At 45.9% G+C, this 17,466-nt stretch carries 17 protein-coding genes; 12 read left to right on the forward strand and 5 right to left on the reverse strand.

From position 1 onward, the window contains the following. Nucleotides 1–8 precede the first annotated feature (8 nt). From MHI37_RS13595 to MHI37_RS13605, 3 genes are all read left to right on the forward strand, one after another. A complete protein-coding gene (locus MHI37_RS13595; RefSeq protein ID WP_076335476.1) occupies nucleotides 9–1,124 on the forward strand; it encodes an aminopeptidase in 1,116 nt (371 codons plus the stop codon). 138 nt (nucleotides 1,125–1,262) lie between these two features. Further along, nucleotides 1,263–1,505: an HPr family phosphocarrier protein gene (locus MHI37_RS13600; protein ID WP_076335407.1), complete on the forward strand. Its 243-nt coding sequence runs from the start codon at nucleotides 1,263–1,265 to the stop codon at nucleotides 1,503–1,505. 139 nt (nucleotides 1,506–1,644) lie between these two features. After that, a complete protein-coding gene (locus MHI37_RS13605; protein WP_076335406.1) occupies nucleotides 1,645–1,932 on the forward strand; it encodes a YlaN family protein in 288 nt (95 codons plus the stop codon). 68 nt (nucleotides 1,933–2,000) lie between these two features. Here the strand turns inward: MHI37_RS13605 and cax are convergent, their stop codons facing one another. After that, on the reverse strand, nucleotides 2,001–3,059 hold the full coding sequence (gene cax, locus MHI37_RS13610) for a calcium/proton exchanger (protein WP_076335405.1): 1,059 nt from the start codon (nucleotides 3,057–3,059) through the stop codon (nucleotides 2,001–2,003). Between the two features lie 273 nt (nucleotides 3,060–3,332). On the opposite strand from cax, the gene MHI37_RS13615 reads away from it, so the two are divergent. Beyond that, on the forward strand, nucleotides 3,333–3,722 hold the full coding sequence (locus MHI37_RS13615) for an Asp23/Gls24 family envelope stress response protein (protein ID WP_076335404.1): 390 nt from the start codon (nucleotides 3,333–3,335) through the stop codon (nucleotides 3,720–3,722). Nucleotides 3,723–3,825: 103 nt separating this feature from the next. On the opposite strand, the gene ftsW is transcribed toward MHI37_RS13615, so the two are convergent. Both ftsW and MHI37_RS13625 read right to left on the reverse strand, forming a co-directional pair. Beyond that, nucleotides 3,826–4,986 carry a putative lipid II flippase FtsW gene (gene ftsW, locus MHI37_RS13620; protein ID WP_076335403.1) on the reverse strand — a complete coding sequence of 387 codons (1,161 nt, stop codon included), beginning with the start codon at nucleotides 4,984–4,986 and terminating at the stop codon, nucleotides 3,826–3,828. A gap of 10 nt (nucleotides 4,987–4,996) precedes the next feature. Then, on the reverse strand, nucleotides 4,997–5,341 hold the full coding sequence (locus tag MHI37_RS13625; protein WP_076335402.1) for a YugN family protein: 345 nt from the start codon (nucleotides 5,339–5,341) through the stop codon (nucleotides 4,997–4,999). 274 nt (nucleotides 5,342–5,615) lie between these two features. Here MHI37_RS13625 and MHI37_RS13630 point away from each other — a divergent pair, with 274 nt between their 5' ends. Continuing rightward, entirely contained in the window at nucleotides 5,616–6,812 is a 1,197-nt protein-coding gene (locus tag MHI37_RS13630; RefSeq protein ID WP_306010659.1) for an amidohydrolase, read from the forward strand. A gap of 91 nt (nucleotides 6,813–6,903) precedes the next feature. Here MHI37_RS13630 and MHI37_RS13635 read toward each other — a convergent pair whose 3' ends face one another. Next, nucleotides 6,904–7,752 carry a thermonuclease family protein gene (locus MHI37_RS13635; RefSeq protein ID WP_076335401.1) on the reverse strand — a complete coding sequence of 283 codons (849 nt, stop codon included), beginning with the start codon at nucleotides 7,750–7,752 and terminating at the stop codon, nucleotides 6,904–6,906. A gap of 280 nt (nucleotides 7,753–8,032) precedes the next feature. Here MHI37_RS13635 and MHI37_RS13640 point away from each other — a divergent pair, with 280 nt between their 5' ends. The 7 genes from MHI37_RS13640 to MHI37_RS13670 all read left to right on the forward strand — a co-directional run bounded on the left by MHI37_RS13640 (nucleotide 8,033) and on the right by MHI37_RS13670 (nucleotide 15,204). Then, on the forward strand, nucleotides 8,033–9,736 hold the full coding sequence (locus MHI37_RS13640; RefSeq protein ID WP_076335400.1) for a DNA repair helicase XPB: 1,704 nt from the start codon (nucleotides 8,033–8,035) through the stop codon (nucleotides 9,734–9,736). Continuing rightward, a complete protein-coding gene (locus MHI37_RS13645; protein WP_076335399.1) occupies nucleotides 9,733–11,775 on the forward strand; it encodes a helicase-associated domain-containing protein in 2,043 nt (680 codons plus the stop codon). Before MHI37_RS13640 ends, MHI37_RS13645 begins: the two co-directional genes overlap by 4 nt. Before the next feature lie 70 nt (nucleotides 11,776–11,845). Then, nucleotides 11,846–12,340: a YlbF family regulator gene (locus tag MHI37_RS13650; RefSeq protein WP_076335398.1), complete on the forward strand. Its 495-nt coding sequence runs from the start codon at nucleotides 11,846–11,848 to the stop codon at nucleotides 12,338–12,340. A 47-nt stretch (nucleotides 12,341–12,387) separates the two neighbouring features. After that, the gene (locus MHI37_RS13655) at nucleotides 12,388–12,651 is read left to right on the forward strand and encodes a YlbG family protein (protein WP_076335397.1); all 264 of its coding nucleotides are present in this window, start codon (nucleotides 12,388–12,390) and stop codon (nucleotides 12,649–12,651) included. Between the two features lie 212 nt (nucleotides 12,652–12,863). Further along, complete coding sequence (locus MHI37_RS13660; protein WP_076335396.1) at nucleotides 12,864–13,301, forward strand: hypothetical protein; 438 nt, start codon at nucleotides 12,864–12,866, stop codon at nucleotides 13,299–13,301. Nucleotides 13,302–13,432: 131 nt separating this feature from the next. After that, nucleotides 13,433–14,344, forward strand: a complete 912-nt coding sequence (locus tag MHI37_RS13665; RefSeq protein ID WP_076335395.1) for a selenium metabolism-associated LysR family transcriptional regulator — start codon at nucleotides 13,433–13,435, stop codon at nucleotides 14,342–14,344. Next, nucleotides 14,335–15,204: a PHP domain-containing protein gene (locus MHI37_RS13670; protein ID WP_076335394.1), complete on the forward strand. Its 870-nt coding sequence runs from the start codon at nucleotides 14,335–14,337 to the stop codon at nucleotides 15,202–15,204. Before MHI37_RS13665 ends, MHI37_RS13670 begins: the two co-directional genes overlap by 10 nt. A gap of 473 nt (nucleotides 15,205–15,677) precedes the next feature. On the opposite strand, the gene MHI37_RS13675 is transcribed toward MHI37_RS13670, so the two are convergent. Further along, nucleotides 15,678–17,444 (reverse strand): NFACT RNA binding domain-containing protein, encoded by a 1,767-nt coding sequence (locus MHI37_RS13675; RefSeq protein ID WP_076335393.1) that lies wholly within the window; start codon nucleotides 17,442–17,444, stop codon nucleotides 15,678–15,680. Nucleotides 17,445–17,466 lie beyond the last annotated feature (22 nt).

Here is a 17,466-nt window from a genome sequence, read left to right on the forward strand (position 1 = left end):
ATATGGACATGCGTGATCCACGATTACAGAAACTAGCACAAAACTTAGTCGAATACTCTATCGACGTTCAGCCTGGAGAAAATGTGCTGATCGACATGGTCGGCTCAGAGAAAGAGCTGACAAAATGTTTAATAGAGGAGGTTGCGAAGCGAGGCGGACGACCATTTGTAGAATTAAGCGACCGCTCTGTTCTTCGCAGCTTATTAAAGCATGCGACAAAGGAGCAAATGGAGCTGTGGGCATCGCTGGATTTGGAGCGTATGAAAAATATGCAGGGATACATCGCAGTCCGCTCAGGTGACAATGTAAATGAGCTGGCAGGCATTCCAGAAGCTAATATGCGGTTATACGATCAGCTTTATCGGAATCCTGTACATATGGAGCAGCGAGTCAAAAAAACAAAATGGGTTATTCTAAGATATCCAAACGCATCAATGGCTCAGCTGGCTAATATGAGCACAGAAGCGTTTGAAGATTTTTACTTTGACGTCTGTAATTTGGATTATGCCAATATGGACAGAGCAATGGACCCGCTGCAGGCGCTGATGAACAAAACCGATCGCGTTCGCATTGTGTCGCCAGGTACGGATTTGAGCTTTTCCATTAAAAATATTGGGTCCAAAAAATGTTCAGGCCACCGCAATATTCCAGATGGCGAGGTCTTCACTGCGCCTGTGCGTGATTCAGTGCAAGGGACGATTGCCTACAATGCACCTAGCGTGTATTCCGGCGTAACCTTCCAAAATATTTCACTTACATTTGAGAATGGCAAAATCGTAAAAGCAGAAAGCAACGATACTGCTCGATTGAACGAAATTCTTGATATGGATGAAGGAGCACGCTACGTAGGGGAATTTGCGATTGGATTTAATCCGCATATTTTACACCCGATGAACGATATTTTGTTTGACGAGAAAATTGCGGGCAGCTTGCATTTCACGCCAGGCCAGGCATATGAGGAAACCGATAATGGAAATCGCTCCTCTATTCACTGGGATTTAGTGCTCATTCAGCGTCCGGAATACGGTGGAGGAGAAATATATTTTGACGATGTGCTTATTCGTAAAGATGGTGTATTCGTATTGCCGGAGCTGGAAGGCTTGAACGCCGATAACTTAAAATAACAGCTGATATCGGCGCTGATTTCCTATTTGTGAAATGGAAAATAATGCGTTTTGCATTTTCCCTCTTGCTGGATGCAACAATTCAGGTTATCATGATGTCAAAGGTAAGCTTTACTAATTTAACTGGAGGGATCTCCCATGTCCAACAATGCAGCTATTGTAGAAATTTCCCAAACGGCTAGCCAATTCACTTCATCTATCGTTCTGCAGGCCGAGAGCAAATATATCGATGTTAAAAGTATTCTCGGACTATTCACAACACTAGTAGGCGGTCATGCATATGAATTGCATGTACACGGTCCTGATGCTGAAGAAGCTAAGACCGCTATGAACAATGTATTTACTAAGCATAACCTAAATGTTACCGTTATTTCGGACTAGTAGTATTGTAATCTCATGGAATGAGCGTCTCTTCATATTTTGAAGAGGCGCTTTTCTGTTTTGATCTTGTATAATCCCTCTTTTTCGTCTAATATAAAGGGTATAGAAGACGGCGGATACGCACACAGGGGGGAAAACGATGTCTTCACCGGAAATTACGGTACAATTGCATGAGAAAGCACTTCGTCTCCTTCAGGAAGATGCGAGTAAAATAGAAAAGCTAATCGAAGTCCAGATGGAAAATTTGACTACCCGTCAATGTCCGCTGTACGAAGAGGTGCTAGATACACAGATGTATGGCTTCTCGCGAGAGGTTGACTTTGCAGTTCGGGCTGGCTTGCTTGCAGAGCATGCAGGTAAAGAAATTGTCAGCAGGCTAGAGCGTAATTTAGCTATGCTATACGAAGCATTAGAAAGAAAAGGGTAGCCTCAGCTTCGAGGTTATCCTTTTCTTTTTATTGTCTCTTAAATGCTTGTGCTTGGATCAGACTGAACTTATACGAGATAGAAAGCAATGCCCAGTATAATATAAACCATAATGAGAAGTACGCCTTCATACCAGTTGGTGCGTCCATCACGCGATACGGATTTGGCAATAAAGACAGAAACGCCAATCGCAGTCAGCTCGATCGGAGTGAAGACGATATCCATTGTATGACCAAACAAGGTGCTGACGAGGATGAGCACGGGGGCTACGAACAATGCGATTTGCAGGCTGCTCCCTATCGCAATTTCGACGGCTGCGCCGATCTTGTTTTTGAGTGCCAGCATGACAGCTGCGCTATGCTCAGCAGCATTCCCTATGATAGCAATGACGAATGCCCCTATAAACAGCTCAGATAGGCCAAATTTCTCGCTAAAGGCGTCTAGAGTATGTACGAGCCATTCACTCACAAAAGCCACCATAACCGTTGCTAGGAGCAGATACAGGATTGACTTACCTTTGGACCATACGGGCTCTTCTCCATGATCCGCATTCATTACCTCATCGGAGAGCATATCCTTGTGTGTAAACATGGAGAAAATGAGCCACAGAATGTAGGAGACAATCAGAATGCCTGCAACAGCCAGACTTAAAAATTGATCCTTCTCGAAAGTGAACTTCTCTGACACAACGAATACGGCTGGCACAAACAGACCAATAACAGCCATAATCATCAAGGTAGAGTTGTGTTCAGCCAATTGATGATTGAACCGCTGTTCCTTGTACTTAAGTCCGCCCAGCAAAATGCTAAGCCCCAAAACGAGCAGCAGGTTTCCGATGATAGCCCCTGTCAAGCTGGCTTTAACCATGTCGAATTGCTGTGCTTTTATCAAAAAGATAGCGATAATGAGCTCAGCAGCATTGCCGAAGGTCGCATTAAGAAACCCACCGAGTCGTTGACCGGCATAATGTGCAACGCTTTCGGTAGCTTTGCCTAGAAAACCAGCCACAAAAATAATGGCAATCGCTGAAATGATGAACTGCAGCGTGTTGTCCCAATGGGCATAATGACCAATCCCGCTGAGCGCAAACATGATGAGTAAACCGGAGAAAAACAGTTTTTGATTCAAAACAAACACCTCTTCACAATTTGCTGGAAACCTAACATCACTATATCTAAAAATGAAAAGCACGCAAAATTATCTTTAATTTACCTATATGTAGCGGCGTAAGACATCAATGCATATGCAATATAGATTTTACACTTATACTGGGCTTATATTCACCGTAAACAGAGCTTTTTTTCTCAGAGGCTGGCGTTCGTCGCTTCTTAGATTCGGCTTTGCTGTGTGAATGTCTGTCTGTTATAATAGCTATATATGGCAAAATGAGGAGTGAGTCGCATGACAGAAGATCTTCAAACAGGTCTTATCCGAATCTCTGATGATGTAGTAGCAACGATAGCTGGACTAGCAGCGCTCGAAACACCAGGCATAGCTGCAATGTCAGGTGGAATTTCTGAAGGACTCGCTAAACGCCTCAGCGGCAAAAATGTGCAAAAAGGAGTGTCTGTCGAGGTTGGGCAGACTGAAGCCGCAATTGATCTTCGAATTATCGTTCATTACGGTATTCCGATTCAAGAGGTTTGTCGCCAGCTTCAGCTCAATGTACGAGAATCAGTTGAGAACATGACAGGACTACATGTTGTGGAAGTGAATGTGAAGGTAGAAGGCGTTGCCTTTAAAGAAGAAGAGCTGGATGAGCCGCAGCAGCAACAGCAGCGGTTGAAATAAGGCGAAGGTACACAACAAACGACAAAAAACGGTATCTCTTATAACTAAGAGGTACCGTTTTTTTTGAATATAGGAAATTATAAAGTTCACATGCATACTCCGCCTATATTTTGCGAGCGTTGCTTTGATTCTCAATACGATTGGATTCACGAGATATGCTTAGCAAGATGCCCATAGACATAAGACAGAACAAAAGCGATGAGCCGCCGTAGCTAATAAACGGCAAGGTAACCCCAGTTAGCGGAATTGTAGCTGTAACGCCGCCGATATTAACAAAGGCCTGAATGGCGATTAATCCAACGATGCCGACTCCGACTACTGTACCGTATTGATCTGGACAACGGAGTGCAACAATTAACCCGCGCCACAAAAAAACTAAATAGAATAGCAAGAAAATGGTGCTGCCTATGAATCCGAACTCTTCACCAATAATAGCAAAAATAAAATCGTTATAAGGATATTGCAAATAATGCAGCTTTTGAACGCTTTCGCCGAATCCAGCACCCGTCAATCCACCGTGTCCGAAAGCCTGAAGCGAGGATACAAGATGCCAACCGCTATCTTGAGAGTCGCTGAGCGGGTCTCTGAATACAGTGAGCCGATCGATCCGGTATTTCCAAGAATTAGGGTTTACAGCCATTGAAATGCTGACTACGACTGCAAGAATCATCGATACGATCGTACCGGAGAGAAAAACCTGCTTTAAATTTGCTCCGCCTGCTAGGATCATAACGGTTGCGCTCGCAGCGAGGACAAGGCAGGAGCCAAGATCCGGCTGCATCATAATCAAGCCGCAAATAAATCCGACGATAACAATAACGGGCAGGAGCCCTTTCTTGAAGCTGCGAAACTTATCGCCCTTCTTCGAAATAAGCGCACCGAGATACAAAATAATGGCTAGCTTAGCGGGCTCAGTAGGCTGGATGCCAAGTGATCCTATTCCGAACCAGCTGCGTGCGCCATTAAGATTTTGACCAATAAAAAGTACGAGAACAAGCATAATAACTACCGGTATGAAAAAAAGTAAAAAGAAGCGTTTAAATACCTGGTAGCGTAGATTCATCATAAATAACATAACCATAATACCAAGACCAGCCCACATGAACTGGCGCTTGGTAAAATATAAGGCATCTTCTTTCGTAACGACCGCTATGCTTGAGCTCGCGCTGAATACCATTACGAGCCCGAAGCCGACGAGAAGAAGGGTTAAAATGAGAAGCAGAAAGTCCGGTCTTCCACGGCTACCGTTCTGCGTGGCTTTCATGTTTCCACCGTTACGATAGCAGTTGTTTCAATTGCTGAAGTCTTTGTGTTGCAATGTTCATAATAGGCTGTGGCACCGGAGATTCATATTCAAGACCATGCGGGAAAGTGGAGCGTCCGATGTAGACGGATTCAATAATTAGCACGGCATGAGGCGATTCAAGCTTGCCTTCGATTGCACGTGTAGTAATTCTCAAATAATAATCGGAGCCGCTTGCCCGGTCCTCTAGTTTTAAATCGTATGTAGCACGATAATATTCCCACTGCCAACGGACAAAGCCAGCCTTTTCAGCAGATTCGTCTAAATGGTCGAGTTCGCTTGTAACACCGTTTAAGCCGGTATTTTCAATAATCATGGTAGTTCCTCCCAAAGGTTTTGTGAAGCAAAACTGACTTCGTAAGCATATGCTCCCAATTAAAAGACAGAGTTGTACATTCTTTTCTCATGATAGTATGTTTCCCCTGCAAGCGCAACCCTTACTCCCATCACTTGAAGCAAACAAAAGTGACATTTTGAAGAAAAGTATTCATCTAAATGATTCAATAACGGATAAGCTTTCTTAATACTGCTTTTTTCTGATAAACTATACGAAATGATATCATCTGTTCGAAAGTTAGGAGGTTTGCGATTTGCAGACAAAGGATTTTGTAGAACGTGAGCTTGAGATGCTGTTTCCAAAAATGGTGCGCTGGCGCAGGCATCTCCATCAATACCCGGAGCTGTCATTTCATGAGCGTGTGACATCAAGCTGGATCGCGGATCAGCTGAGCGAGCTAGGCTGCGACATTAGAACAGGCGTTGGCGGACACGGAATCATTGCCATTATTACTGGAGATAAGCCAGGGCCGGTCGTCGCGCTGCGGGCTGATATTGATGCTCTCCCGATTCAAGATGAGAAATCATGCGATTATGCATCAAAGGTGCCGAATGTCATGCATGCCTGCGGCCATGATGGACATACAGCTACGATGCTGGCGATTGCGGCTTATTATTCATCTAATCGGGCTTTAATTAACGGAGAACGCAGGCTGCTGTTTCAGCCGGCAGAGGAGGTCACGCCGGGCGGGGCCTTGCCGATGATTAAGGATGGTGCGCTTGAAGGTGTGGATGCCATTTATGGCGTGCATCTGTGGACGCCGCTTGCCTACGGCTTAGTTGCCTCCAAGCCGGGACCGTTTATGTCCGCTGCGGACGAGTTTGTTATTGATATCATCGGACGCGGCGGGCATGGCGGATTGCCGCATCAAGCGATCGATGCCATTATGATTGGCTCAACGCTCGTGCAGTCTGTCCAATCCATCGTTAGCCGCAGTGTAAACCCGCTCCAGCCGGCAGTCGTGTCGATTGGGTCATTTCAAGCAGGGTCAACCAATAATATAATTGCAGAACGCTGCAGGCTGAAGGGAACCGTGAGATCCTTTGACGAGCAGACACGATGGATGATCCATGAACGTCTAGAATCGCTAGTCACACATGTATGTCAGATGCATGGAGCTGAGTTTGATTACCAGATGCGTATTGGATATCCGCCAGTGGTTAATGATGAGACGGAAGCAGAACGTTTTTTTAAAGTAGGTGAGCGATTGTTCGGTTCTTCTTCTGTGATAAGGTCGGAAGCAATAACTGTTGCTGAGGATTTCTCCTATTATTTAGAGAAGGTACCCGGGTGCTTCATATTTGTTGGAGCCGGAAATGAGAGCTGCGGTGCAACCTTCTCTCATCATCATCCTAAGTTTGATATCGAAGAGAATGCTATGCTGAAAGCTGCAAGGCTTCTTATTGGGATGGCAGATGATTACGCAGAGGGCATAAGAGCATCCTCATAATGATTGAAGCTGCGAGTTATTTTAACGATCCATGCCAAAAAGGCTGCCCGATGCGTAACGTTACGCATCGGGCAGCCTTTTGAGTTTCTTGCTATTCGTCTTCCCAGACGGATACTAACTCATTGTATTGGTTATAAAGCTCAGCAGGATCTGATTCCTTATTGTTCCAAATATTAGAGGCTCCCCACAGCAAGACGTCGTGATTTGATGATATCGTCTCATCCGCGGAAGAAATAATTACTAGCTGCTCTGCCTTTAAAATATAAGACCTGAAAGGAAATGTTTGATTGCCGCGAACACTGACAAGTTTCCAGCCATCCAATTGAATGTCATTGTTTGTAGTATTCGTAATGGTAACAAGCTCAGCTTGCTTATCTACCTCGATAAGAATACCGCTTTCAATTGCTTTCTTAATGGGGAATTCGGTATTAGTGATTTCGGATGCGTTGCTCCAAATCCCGTGTTTAGCGAGCTTTGCCTGCTGCTCAAGCTGTTTGTATGTGTTTTCCATCTTGACATTGGGCTCAACGATGAGTACCTTAGCCAAGCCTTCTTCCAGCAAAAGCTCGTTTAATATCCGGCTATCCTTTAGCTCGACGATGGCCAGCGTTCGGCCGTATTGATCTGTTAGCTCCTTGTCGAAGGTTAGTCTAACCTCTTGCGATTCAGAGAGCAGCTTCTCTGTAAAAGCAGTTGCCTCTGCTCCAAACTCCTCTACCGGAGCATTAGCCTTCTTTGTTTCCGGCGTATCTACGTATAGCAGACGAATCGTCGCTTCACTTGAACCCGTCTTGATCTTAAAGGTATCACCGTCAATAACACGGTCTACTTGATACCATTGGTTCGTTTGAATCACGTTCGACGAAAGCTCGGAGATGGCCGTACAGCTGGCAAGCGGGATGCAAGCAAGCATGAGGAGAATTATAATCATTCTTTTCATTGATGTAGTACCTCCAGCCCGGTGTGCGGTCAAAATAGGAGCTTTTTATTTACTATAACACATTTTGCATAAAAAAATCGCGTACCGCTTGTACGGGAGATAAGCATAAAAAAGTGTTGAACTCTTCATACTGTAAGGATAAGGAAGTTGTGGGCTTATGCTTACGAAGCAGGTTTGCTGCGCAAACCTTAGCTTATGCTTACGAAGCAGGTTTGCTGCGCAAACCTTGGCTTATGCTTACGAAGTAGGTTTGCTCCGCAAACCTTGGAGGAGGAGAATAATGCACGATCTTAACGATAAGCCATTGATTGTTCAATCGAATTTGATGGTGCTGCTTGATGAGCGTATGCCAGAAGCGCAGCAAGCGAGGGATAAGCTGGTTCTCTTCATGGATGCGGTTCGAAGAGCAGGAAATATACATACGTATCAAATGACGCCGTTAACGCTCTGGAATGCAGCAGCAGCAGGCATAACGGCAAACGATATTATCGGCTGGCTCGTCGACTACGGGCGGTATGAGCTTCCGCTTCAAGCAGAGGCTGCCATACGGAAGCTGATCGGCAGATATGGGAAGCTTTGGCTGTCGCTAGAGTCTGAACGATTAATTTTGCATGGAGACGCAATGATGATGAATGAGCTGATTGAGCATAAGTCGATTATAAGCCATGTTACTGCAAAGCTTTCAACGGTTGCTTGGGAGATGAATACTAGCGTCCGAGGGCTGTTGAAACAGGAGCTGACTCGTTTGGGTTATCCCATTATTGATTTAGCGGGTTATCATGCTGGAGAAGCGCTGTCTGTACAGCTGAAGTCATGCACGCGAAGCGAACGCAAATTTGAATTAAGGGACTACCAGTATGCAGCTGTTGAGCAGTTCTACAAAGAGGGAACTGTGCAGGGGGGGAGCGGCGTCATCGTGCTGCCCTGCGGAGCGGGTAAAACCATTGTAGGCATTGCCACTTTAGCCCGTCTAGGCAGGGCTACACTTATTCTTACATCGAACAGCACCTCCGTAAAGCAATGGAAGGACGAGCTTCTGGATAAAACATCGCTGTCGGATGCGGAGGTTGGCCAATATTGCGGCACACTCAAGCAGGTTCGTCCCGTAACAATCGCCACCTATAATATACTAACGCATCGGAAATCGAAGACAGCGCCATTTACACATATGAAGCTTTTCTCTGAACGGGATTGGGGTCTTATTATTTATGATGAGGTTCATTTACTGCCAGCTCCGGTTTTCCGCATGACAGCAGACATTCAAGCGACTAGACGGCTAGGCTTAACGGCTACACTCGTTCGTGAGGATGGCTGTGCAGAGGATGTTTATTCATTAATTGGTCCGAAGCAATATGACATGCAATGGAAGACTGCGGAGGCAGGCTCACATATTGCAGCTGTTACATGTACTGAAATTAGAGTTCCGCTCCATAAAAATAAAGAGCTGCTCTATGCTCAGGCTACCGCTCGCTCAAAGCTTAGGCTTGCCGCTGAGAATCCTGCGAAAATCAATGTGGTTCGGCAATTATTACAGGAGCATGCAGGTAAGCCGACCTTAATTATTGGACAGTATTTGAATCAGCTGCATGAACTGTCTAGGAAGCTTGGGGCTCCTGTGCTCACAGGAGAGGTCTCTCATTTGGAGAGGCAGCTGCTTTATGACCGTTTTAAAACAGGAGAGATTTCTGTGCTGATTGTTTCCAAGGTGGCTAATTTTGCCGTCGATCTGCCTGATGCGGCTGTAGCTATACAGCTATCCGGCAGCTTCGGATCAAGGCAAGAGGAGGCGCAAAGAATAGGTAGGCTGCTAAGGCCTAAGCCCGGCAACAATTATGCTTGGTTTTATACGATAGTGACCGAGGAAACGAAAGAAGTCGAGTTTGCGATGAAAAGACAGCTTTTTATGCTGGAGCAGGGCTATAAGTATGAGCGAATAAGCAAGCCGGCTGCTGAAACTGAGTTGGAGGAGACGGCAGCTCTATGAGAATAAAATCACTGCTTGGAAAGCTTTCAATAGAACGTATCGAAAAATTTATACAGTCGCCTGTATGGAGGCTGGCTCGTCAAAAAGGTTGGACATGGGAAGCAGCAGCAGTTAACGAAGAAATGATTCAGGAAGCGGCGCATTTGCTGTCCCCTTGCGCAGCGGGGGTGCTGAAAGAAATGCTGCGTCTGTTTGCTGCAGCTCCAGTTGAGGGAGAGCAGCTTGTGAAAGAGGTACGCAAGCGTACTGATTTATCTGGTGCAGAATGTCAGCTGGGATTAGCCGAGCTGGAAGCAGCAGGTATATTGTTTTCCGTCCGTAAAGCATGGGGGGAACGTTTGTATTTTTTACCACTGGAAAGCTTCTCTAGTTGGCAAAGAGCAATATTTCCCTTTCATGCGGAGCAGATATCGCTGCAGCAAAAAGAAGATCTGATGAATGGCCACATCAGACCTTATTGTCGACCTTTCGGGAGACAGCTGCTCGCGGCACTTGTGACATTAGGACGCAGCGGTTTAAAGCTTACGGCAAGCGGTACGCTTCCGAAAAAAACAGTCAGCAAGCTGCTGCAATCCATTGATTTCGACGAGCGCTGGCTAGGCGCCTTTCATTTAAAATGGTCATACCCGGAAAGCTATCCATTAACCGTTGCTTTTATTTTGGAAGCAAGCCTTGCTGCAGGCTTGCTTGAACAAGATGAGGGCACAATGAAATGGAACAAGGACAGACTGAGCCGGTGGCTCATGCTTGAGGAAGCAGAACGAGAGCAGCAATTAATGAGCTGGCTGCTTGCTTTACTGCTGCCAGCGAGTGGAGAGAGTGCACATTTGGCAGCGGTATTGACGGATCTGGAAGCAGGCAAATGGTATGCCGAGCAGCATATGAATTTTATGCTGCATAGCGCCAATGTCCTTGTTAGTGATGGGGAAGAGCGGGCTGATGATCTAGCTTTGCAGCGCTGGTATGGGCTATGGCATAGCTTGGGCTGGCTGGAGGTAGCTGATTGCTTTAGCACTGATCATAAGCAGCTGTTTTTTAGATGGAAGACTGCTGCACCTTTGGGAGCTGAGATTGTGGATATAAACCAGAACACCTCTCCATATGCTGTAATACAGCCTAATGGAGAAATAATGGTTGAACCTCAGTGTCCGTTCTGGATAAGGTGGGAGCTGGAGCTGCTTGCGCAAAAAAAATCAGATGAACAGGTATCTGTTTATCGGTTGGAGGCTGCCGCAATCGCCGAGGCAATGGAGCATGGCAGAACAAGATCAGGTATTCAAGCTTTTCTATTGTTTTTATCCGGCGGTGAGCCACTGCATGCCGCTGTAGAGGCATCGCTTGAGGTATGGACAAGTCGAGCTTGCCGGGTGGAATTCGCGGAGGTTACACTGCTGCACTGTGTGGACTCGGCAATGGCTGCAGTAGTGGAGGAGAATCTGTCACTGTCACCGTATCTTCTGCAAAAGCTAGGCTCTCTTGATTTTATAGTTCAAAAGTCTCGAGTGACCGAAATTAGAAATTTGCTGAAGGAATCCGGCTATTCTCCCCGCAAGGCGATCCAGTCAAATGACGAGAGCGAAGGTACAGGTTATCCGATAATTAACATAGAAGAAGCTGTTGGTAAAATACTGCCAGAACGCAGGTCAGCCTTGGAGCCGAATAGAGCTGCGCCGACCTATATCTATGAAGCCTTTCCGCTGCATCATTTTGAGCTGAGTGAAAACCCGAGTCAAGCAAGCTTTCCAACCGCAGCTCAAAGGGAACGAGTGCCGGCGATGTGGATAAAGCAGCTGCGAGCCTATCATCATTCCACTAGAAGGGAGCTCATTGAGCAAGCGCTGCAATGGCAAACTCCGGTGCAGCTGCGAATAGAGCATGAGCTTCGCTCGTTTATTCCCGAGCGGCTTGAGCAGCAAAGTGAAGGATGGGCTGTCATTGGAATTTTACGCAATGAGCCGCAGCGTCAATCTATTCGGCTCACTCCGGATATGTGGGAGGAAATGCGGCTAGTAATTCCAGGACAGGATACTTCAATATAATCTCTATCTATTGGTTAAGTGAATATGATATGATAGTTTAGAAATTAGCGAATGGAAATGAGGTGGATGAATGCCAACTGCTGAAGGTTTAACAGCTATTCAGTCGGAGCAACCGCAAGGCGGCGTTTCTTCTCTCGATATGGCGTCACTGCTGCTTTGTGCGTATGAACTAGGGGATTGGATCAATCAATCGGCGGAAGTTGCCGAATATTTATATTGGAAGTCGGTTGTGAATGAGGACGAGGAAGTAAAGCAAATAACAAGACGCTTCGAGAAAGCGAAGGAGCTGTTTGTTGAATGCGAGCGCTTTGGACGATTTCATCCGAATTACAACGAAGCGAAAGACAAAGTAAAAAAAATAGAGCAAGAGCTTAGCGAGATAGAAAGCGTTCACCGCTTTAAATCCGCAGAGCAGGTTGTAGATGAGATGCTTTATGATGTATCTCGGATGATCGCTGAGTCGGTTTCCGACAATATCAAAGTTCCAGGAAATGAGAAGGCAAAAGGCGGCGGTAGCTGTGGAAGCGGCGGGTCATGCAGCTGCGGAAGCGGTGGATGCAGCTAGCTAACGATGCAGGTTTGCTTATTTGCAAACTTTTTAGGAGGGAAAGGATGCTGCCAGAGCGAACGGGTTATATCGTATGGGTAAGCGATTTGAAAGCTGCGAGGTCACTGGAGCGGTTTGGAACCGTTCATTATATGTCGCGAAAGATGCACTACGTCGTGATGTATATGAACGCTGAACGCTCGGAAGAGGCTGTGCGCCAAATGGGTAAGCTTTCATATGTTCGGAAGATTGAACGTTCATATCGCAATGAAATCAAGACCGAATACAGTAAGGATACTGAAGACAAGACAAGATTTTATAGTCTGTAATTTTCAGTGCCTTCATAAATATTAACTTATGTATAGTAGACGTTTTTCAGCAAACTATTAGCTGAGAAGCGTCTTTTTTTATTTTATATATCCAATAATATACAAATATGGTTTGAATTTAATTCATTGTTGTAATATCGGACAATCATGGTAAAATGGAATTAAATTCATAGTTAAAAAGACCCGGTTCCTTGGGAGGAGTTGGTTGCGAAATGAAAGATAAAATGACGAGAAGATGGAGTACATATGAGTCGTTTTATATCGATTTGGGAGATAAAAAAGTAGCGGATGTCGTAATTACGAACCATGCCAAAAGTCGTTGGCTGGATCGGATTGAAAGCAAAAGAACCGGCTATGAGGATATAGCTGAATTTCTTTGGGAATGCTTGAAGGAAGGACGAGTCCAGCCTTATTATCGCAACGAACAGGATGTTTATTTAATCGACGATGATCTCGTTTTTGTTGCTGAGTTTGCAGATTCGCTTACGGAAACGGATATTACCGGAATTCCATTACAGAAAATGATCATCGTAACCTTCCTTGGACGAATGTCAGAAACGATTGAACTTAGGGATCTGAAATCCTATTATTCATGGCTACGTCATTCTCGGCGCATGACCCTTGTAAAGAGCAGCAGAAAACGAAAATAAAACCGGAAAACGATATAGTATGGAAACTAGGCGTGCAATCAAAAAAAGATTGCACGCCTTTTATGCACTGTTTTGAGATACTGTACATGGTTTGTAGTATAATATGAACTAGAAGAAAGGATGATTTGAACATGGCGCTTAATTTTCACCAGCTGCATATTTTTAGTACGGTTGCAGAACGCGGCAGTTTTTCTGCAGCGGCGCAATCTTTACATATGACTCAACCTGCTGTAACGATGCAAGTACAGTCGCTCGAGGATTATTTCGGTACAAAGCTGCTGCAGCGCTCGACTAAACGAATCGAGCTGACGGAAGCAGGCAGGGCGCTTATGCCGTATGCTCAACGCAGCATTGATATAATACGGGACACGGATCTAGCGATGTCCGCATTCACGAAACAGCTCAAGGGGAGGCTTCAGCTAGGCTCAAGCCTTACGATAGGCGAATATATTTTACCGCGCCTGCTTGGACCGTTTGGCCAAGAGTATCCGCATATATCAATTAGCTTAAAGGTAATGAATACATCCCAAATTATGGAGGATATTTTGAGCCATCAGCTTAATTTTGGCTTAATTGAAGCGCCTGTGAATCATCCCGATATGCATATGGAGGCGGTTATGAGCGATGAGCTTCGGCTAATTGTATCCAAGTCGCATCCACTCGCGGATCGAGTATCCGTAACGTTAGAAGAGGTTATGGAATATCCTTTTGTACTGCGTGAGCAAGGCTCGGGTACTAGACTGGTTATGGAGGAGCAGCTAAGGAAAAAGGATATTGATCCTGCATCGATGAAGATCGTAATGGAGCTTGGCAGTACAGGTGCTGTAAAGTCGGCTGTTGAGGCGGGCTTAGGCATATCCTTTATCTCTTCTTCTTCCGTTAAGCATGAGGTGGCGCTTGATCTCATTCGTATGATCAAAGTATCCGATTCACAGTTTCAGCGAAAGTTTTATTCGATTTATTTGAAATCTGCCATTTTACCGATATCCGCAGTTACATTTTTATCTTTTTTGAGAGAGAGGGATCTGCAGCAATGGCTCTAGTGCATGGACTTGTTGACTTGCATACGCATACGACTGCTTCGGACGGGATGCAATCCCCTGCTGAAAATGTCCGATTAGCCAAAGCAGCAGGACTAGCTGCGATTGCAATTACGGATCATGATACGGTTGCAGGCGTCGCAGAAGCGATGCTGGAGGGAGAACGGTTAGGCATTCAAGTAGTACCAGGTGTGGAAGTGAGTACCGTTGCAAATGGAACGGATATTCATATTTTAGGCTACTATACTCAAAATGATGATGAGAAATGGCTGGAGAGGTTAGCAAGCCTGCGCGGCACAAGAGATGAGCGGAATGAAATGATGGTTGCTCGCTTGAGAGAGCTGGGCTTGTCGATCACGATGGACGAGGTTAGGGCTGCTGCGCACGGAGCTGCTTCGAAAGAGTCGTTGCAGTCTGCCGCAGTCAGTGTTGGTCGGCCGCATATTGCAGCAGTTCTGCTGCAAAAACAATTTGTCTCCAGCATGAAGGAGGCATTTGACCGTTATTTGGCTGCCGGTGCCGCAGCGTATGTTAATCCGCCCAGATTGCATCCCTTCGAGGCGGTTGAATGGATTCGAGAAGCAGGAGGAGTTAGTGTAATTGCACATCCCGGTCTGTACAACAACGATTCTTTAGTAGAGGAAATTATTCGTTATGGCGTACAAGGCATTGAGGTATTCCACTCGGATCACGACCTTGAGGATGAGCGGCGATATCTGGAGCTTGCGGAAAGCTTTCAGCTGATTGCGACAGGCGGCTCGGATTTTCATGGATCGCGCCAAGGAATCGTGTTCCATGGTGAGGTAGGGAGTCGCACGGTAGATGTTAATGTGCTTCAGCTGCTAGATTCTGCAAGGGGCTAAGTACATCTGCCTGATTGCACATCGCAGACGCGTCAGCTCGGACTTCTAACGGAAACGAGAGACGCTAAATCGCCTATATATGTCGTTTCAAGATTGTAACGGAAACACGGGCCTCTATTTGTACCAAATATACACGATATCGCTTCATTTCTGCGTAATAGCGTCTCCCACTTCCGTTAAAATGTGACGTTAACCAAAAATGGCATTTTAGCGTTTCTGGTTTCCGTTAGCTTTCGTTATCCCCTCTCTGGCTGCTGGAGCAGCATCGTTATTAACTGGTTCGGAGAATCCATAGTTTCCTATACAAAAATAAAAACAAGGTGAAGCCGGGACTGATTAGTCCCGGCTTCACCTTGTTTTTTCTTATTTATACAGAATTCGGAAGCGACACACTTATCCAATTCTGTATAACCTCTGCAAAGCTTCATCGACGTCTGAGGACGCCGAAGGTGTTATTGCTTGACTGCAATGGATTACTTTAATTCGCATGCAAGTGCTTTTATGCGCTGCAAGTCCGGTGTAACGAAAAGCGTTTTTTGATTGTCGTATATGACGAATCCCGGTTTCGCGCCATTTGGCTTACGCACATGCCGAACGAAGGTATAGTCAACTGGAATGGAGCTGGAATCGCGTGCTTGACTGTAATGGGCGGAGAGCATCGCTGCCTCCTCCAGTGTCGCGTTGCCGAATTGGCCGCCTCGGATAACGACATGTGAGCCAGGAATATCCTTCGTATGAAGCCAAGTGTCAGAAGACGAGGCTAGACGATTCGTTAAATATTCATTTTGCGTATTGTTTTTGCCGACATACATGGTCACGCCCTCAGAGGAGGTGTAGCATAACAAGGTAGGCTTGAGTATTTTTTTCTTTTTGGCTCCGCGTCTGCCTCGCTCTTTCATGTAGCCCTGCTCGACAAGCTCGTCGCGAATCTCGCTGATATCGCCAAGCGAGGCGTTATCCACCTGCTGCAGCAGCGACTCGAAATATTGAATTTCTGTACGGGCAATTTCCATTTGCTCGGTGACGATGGACAGGCTATTCTTATGCTTCGTATATCTCCGGAAATAACGCTGAGCGTTATCGGATGGAGTAAGCTGCGGGTCGAGATCAATGGTGACTAAAGCTTGCTCTTCATCATAAAAATTAACGAGCTCGATCTTGGTATCGCCTCGATTGATTTGATGCATATAGGCGGTTAGCAATTCGCCAAGCACTCTATATTTTTCCGCATCCTTCGCCTCTGTGAGCGTATCCTCGAGCTTCTTAATCTTCGTAATATTTTTTGCTCTTTCATTTTGGACGAATCTGATGAGATCCGCAGCACGCTGTTTAACGGTATCACGTTCGGCCTTGTTGCCGTAAAAGCCTTCCAGGCAAGCGCTGATATCCGGGAAAAAGACAGCTTCACCTTCAATATGAGTAAGCTCAGTGATCGAAAAAAATGATTTCCCTGAATCAGGAATGGTTTTGATGTTTGGTGTATATTGATCGTTTCTTATTTGCTCTGCAAAGCTTGCGAAGCTGTTCCATAGAGCTGCTAAGTTGGGCTCTGATGCCTCTTCGGAAGCTGGTTCGGCATCAGTACTCGATTGTGCGCGATATACCAGCTCCTTGGCAAGCAAGGGGCTGAAGCCGCTAAGCTTATTCACCAGTCTCTTATGCAGAGGCTCAGCTTCATCGGTTTCATGAAGAGCGTCGAAAAATTGCTGCTGTTCTAAAATGGCTAAAGGATCGAGCTTGCCTTGCTCTGGCGGAGAGGTGTAGCTGCTTCCAGGCAGCACGATACGGTGACTGCTGATGGCAGGTGTAACATGGTGTATGCCGTCATGGATCATGCCTGTTGCTGGATCCATCAAAATAATGTTACTGTGTCGTCCCATTATTTCAACAATAATCGTTTTGTTCGATAAATCGCCGAGCTCATCGCGATGCTTTATTTCGATATGAAGAATTCGCTCTTGTCCAACTTGACGAATGGATTCGATCTGTCCGCCTTCGCAATGCTTGCGAAGCAGCATACAAAACATCGGCGCCTCCATAGGGTTAACGTATGTGCCAGTCGTCCAGTGGACTCGTGGGTAGGTGGGATTAGCGGATAGAAGCAGCTTGCCCATTCCCGCACCGCGAATGCTGAATACAAGCTCGTGATTGGTAGGTTGATGAATCTTATGTATACGTGCGCCTACGCAGCGCTGAAGGTCATGTGCTATTGCATGGGTGACGATGCCGTCTAATGCCATGGTGTGTGGTTCCTCGCTTCCT

Origin of the sequence: Paenibacillus sp. FSL H8-0548 (genome assembly GCF_038630985.1) — a bacterium.
Taxonomy (GTDB): Bacteria; Bacillota; Bacilli; order Paenibacillales; family Paenibacillaceae; genus Pristimantibacillus.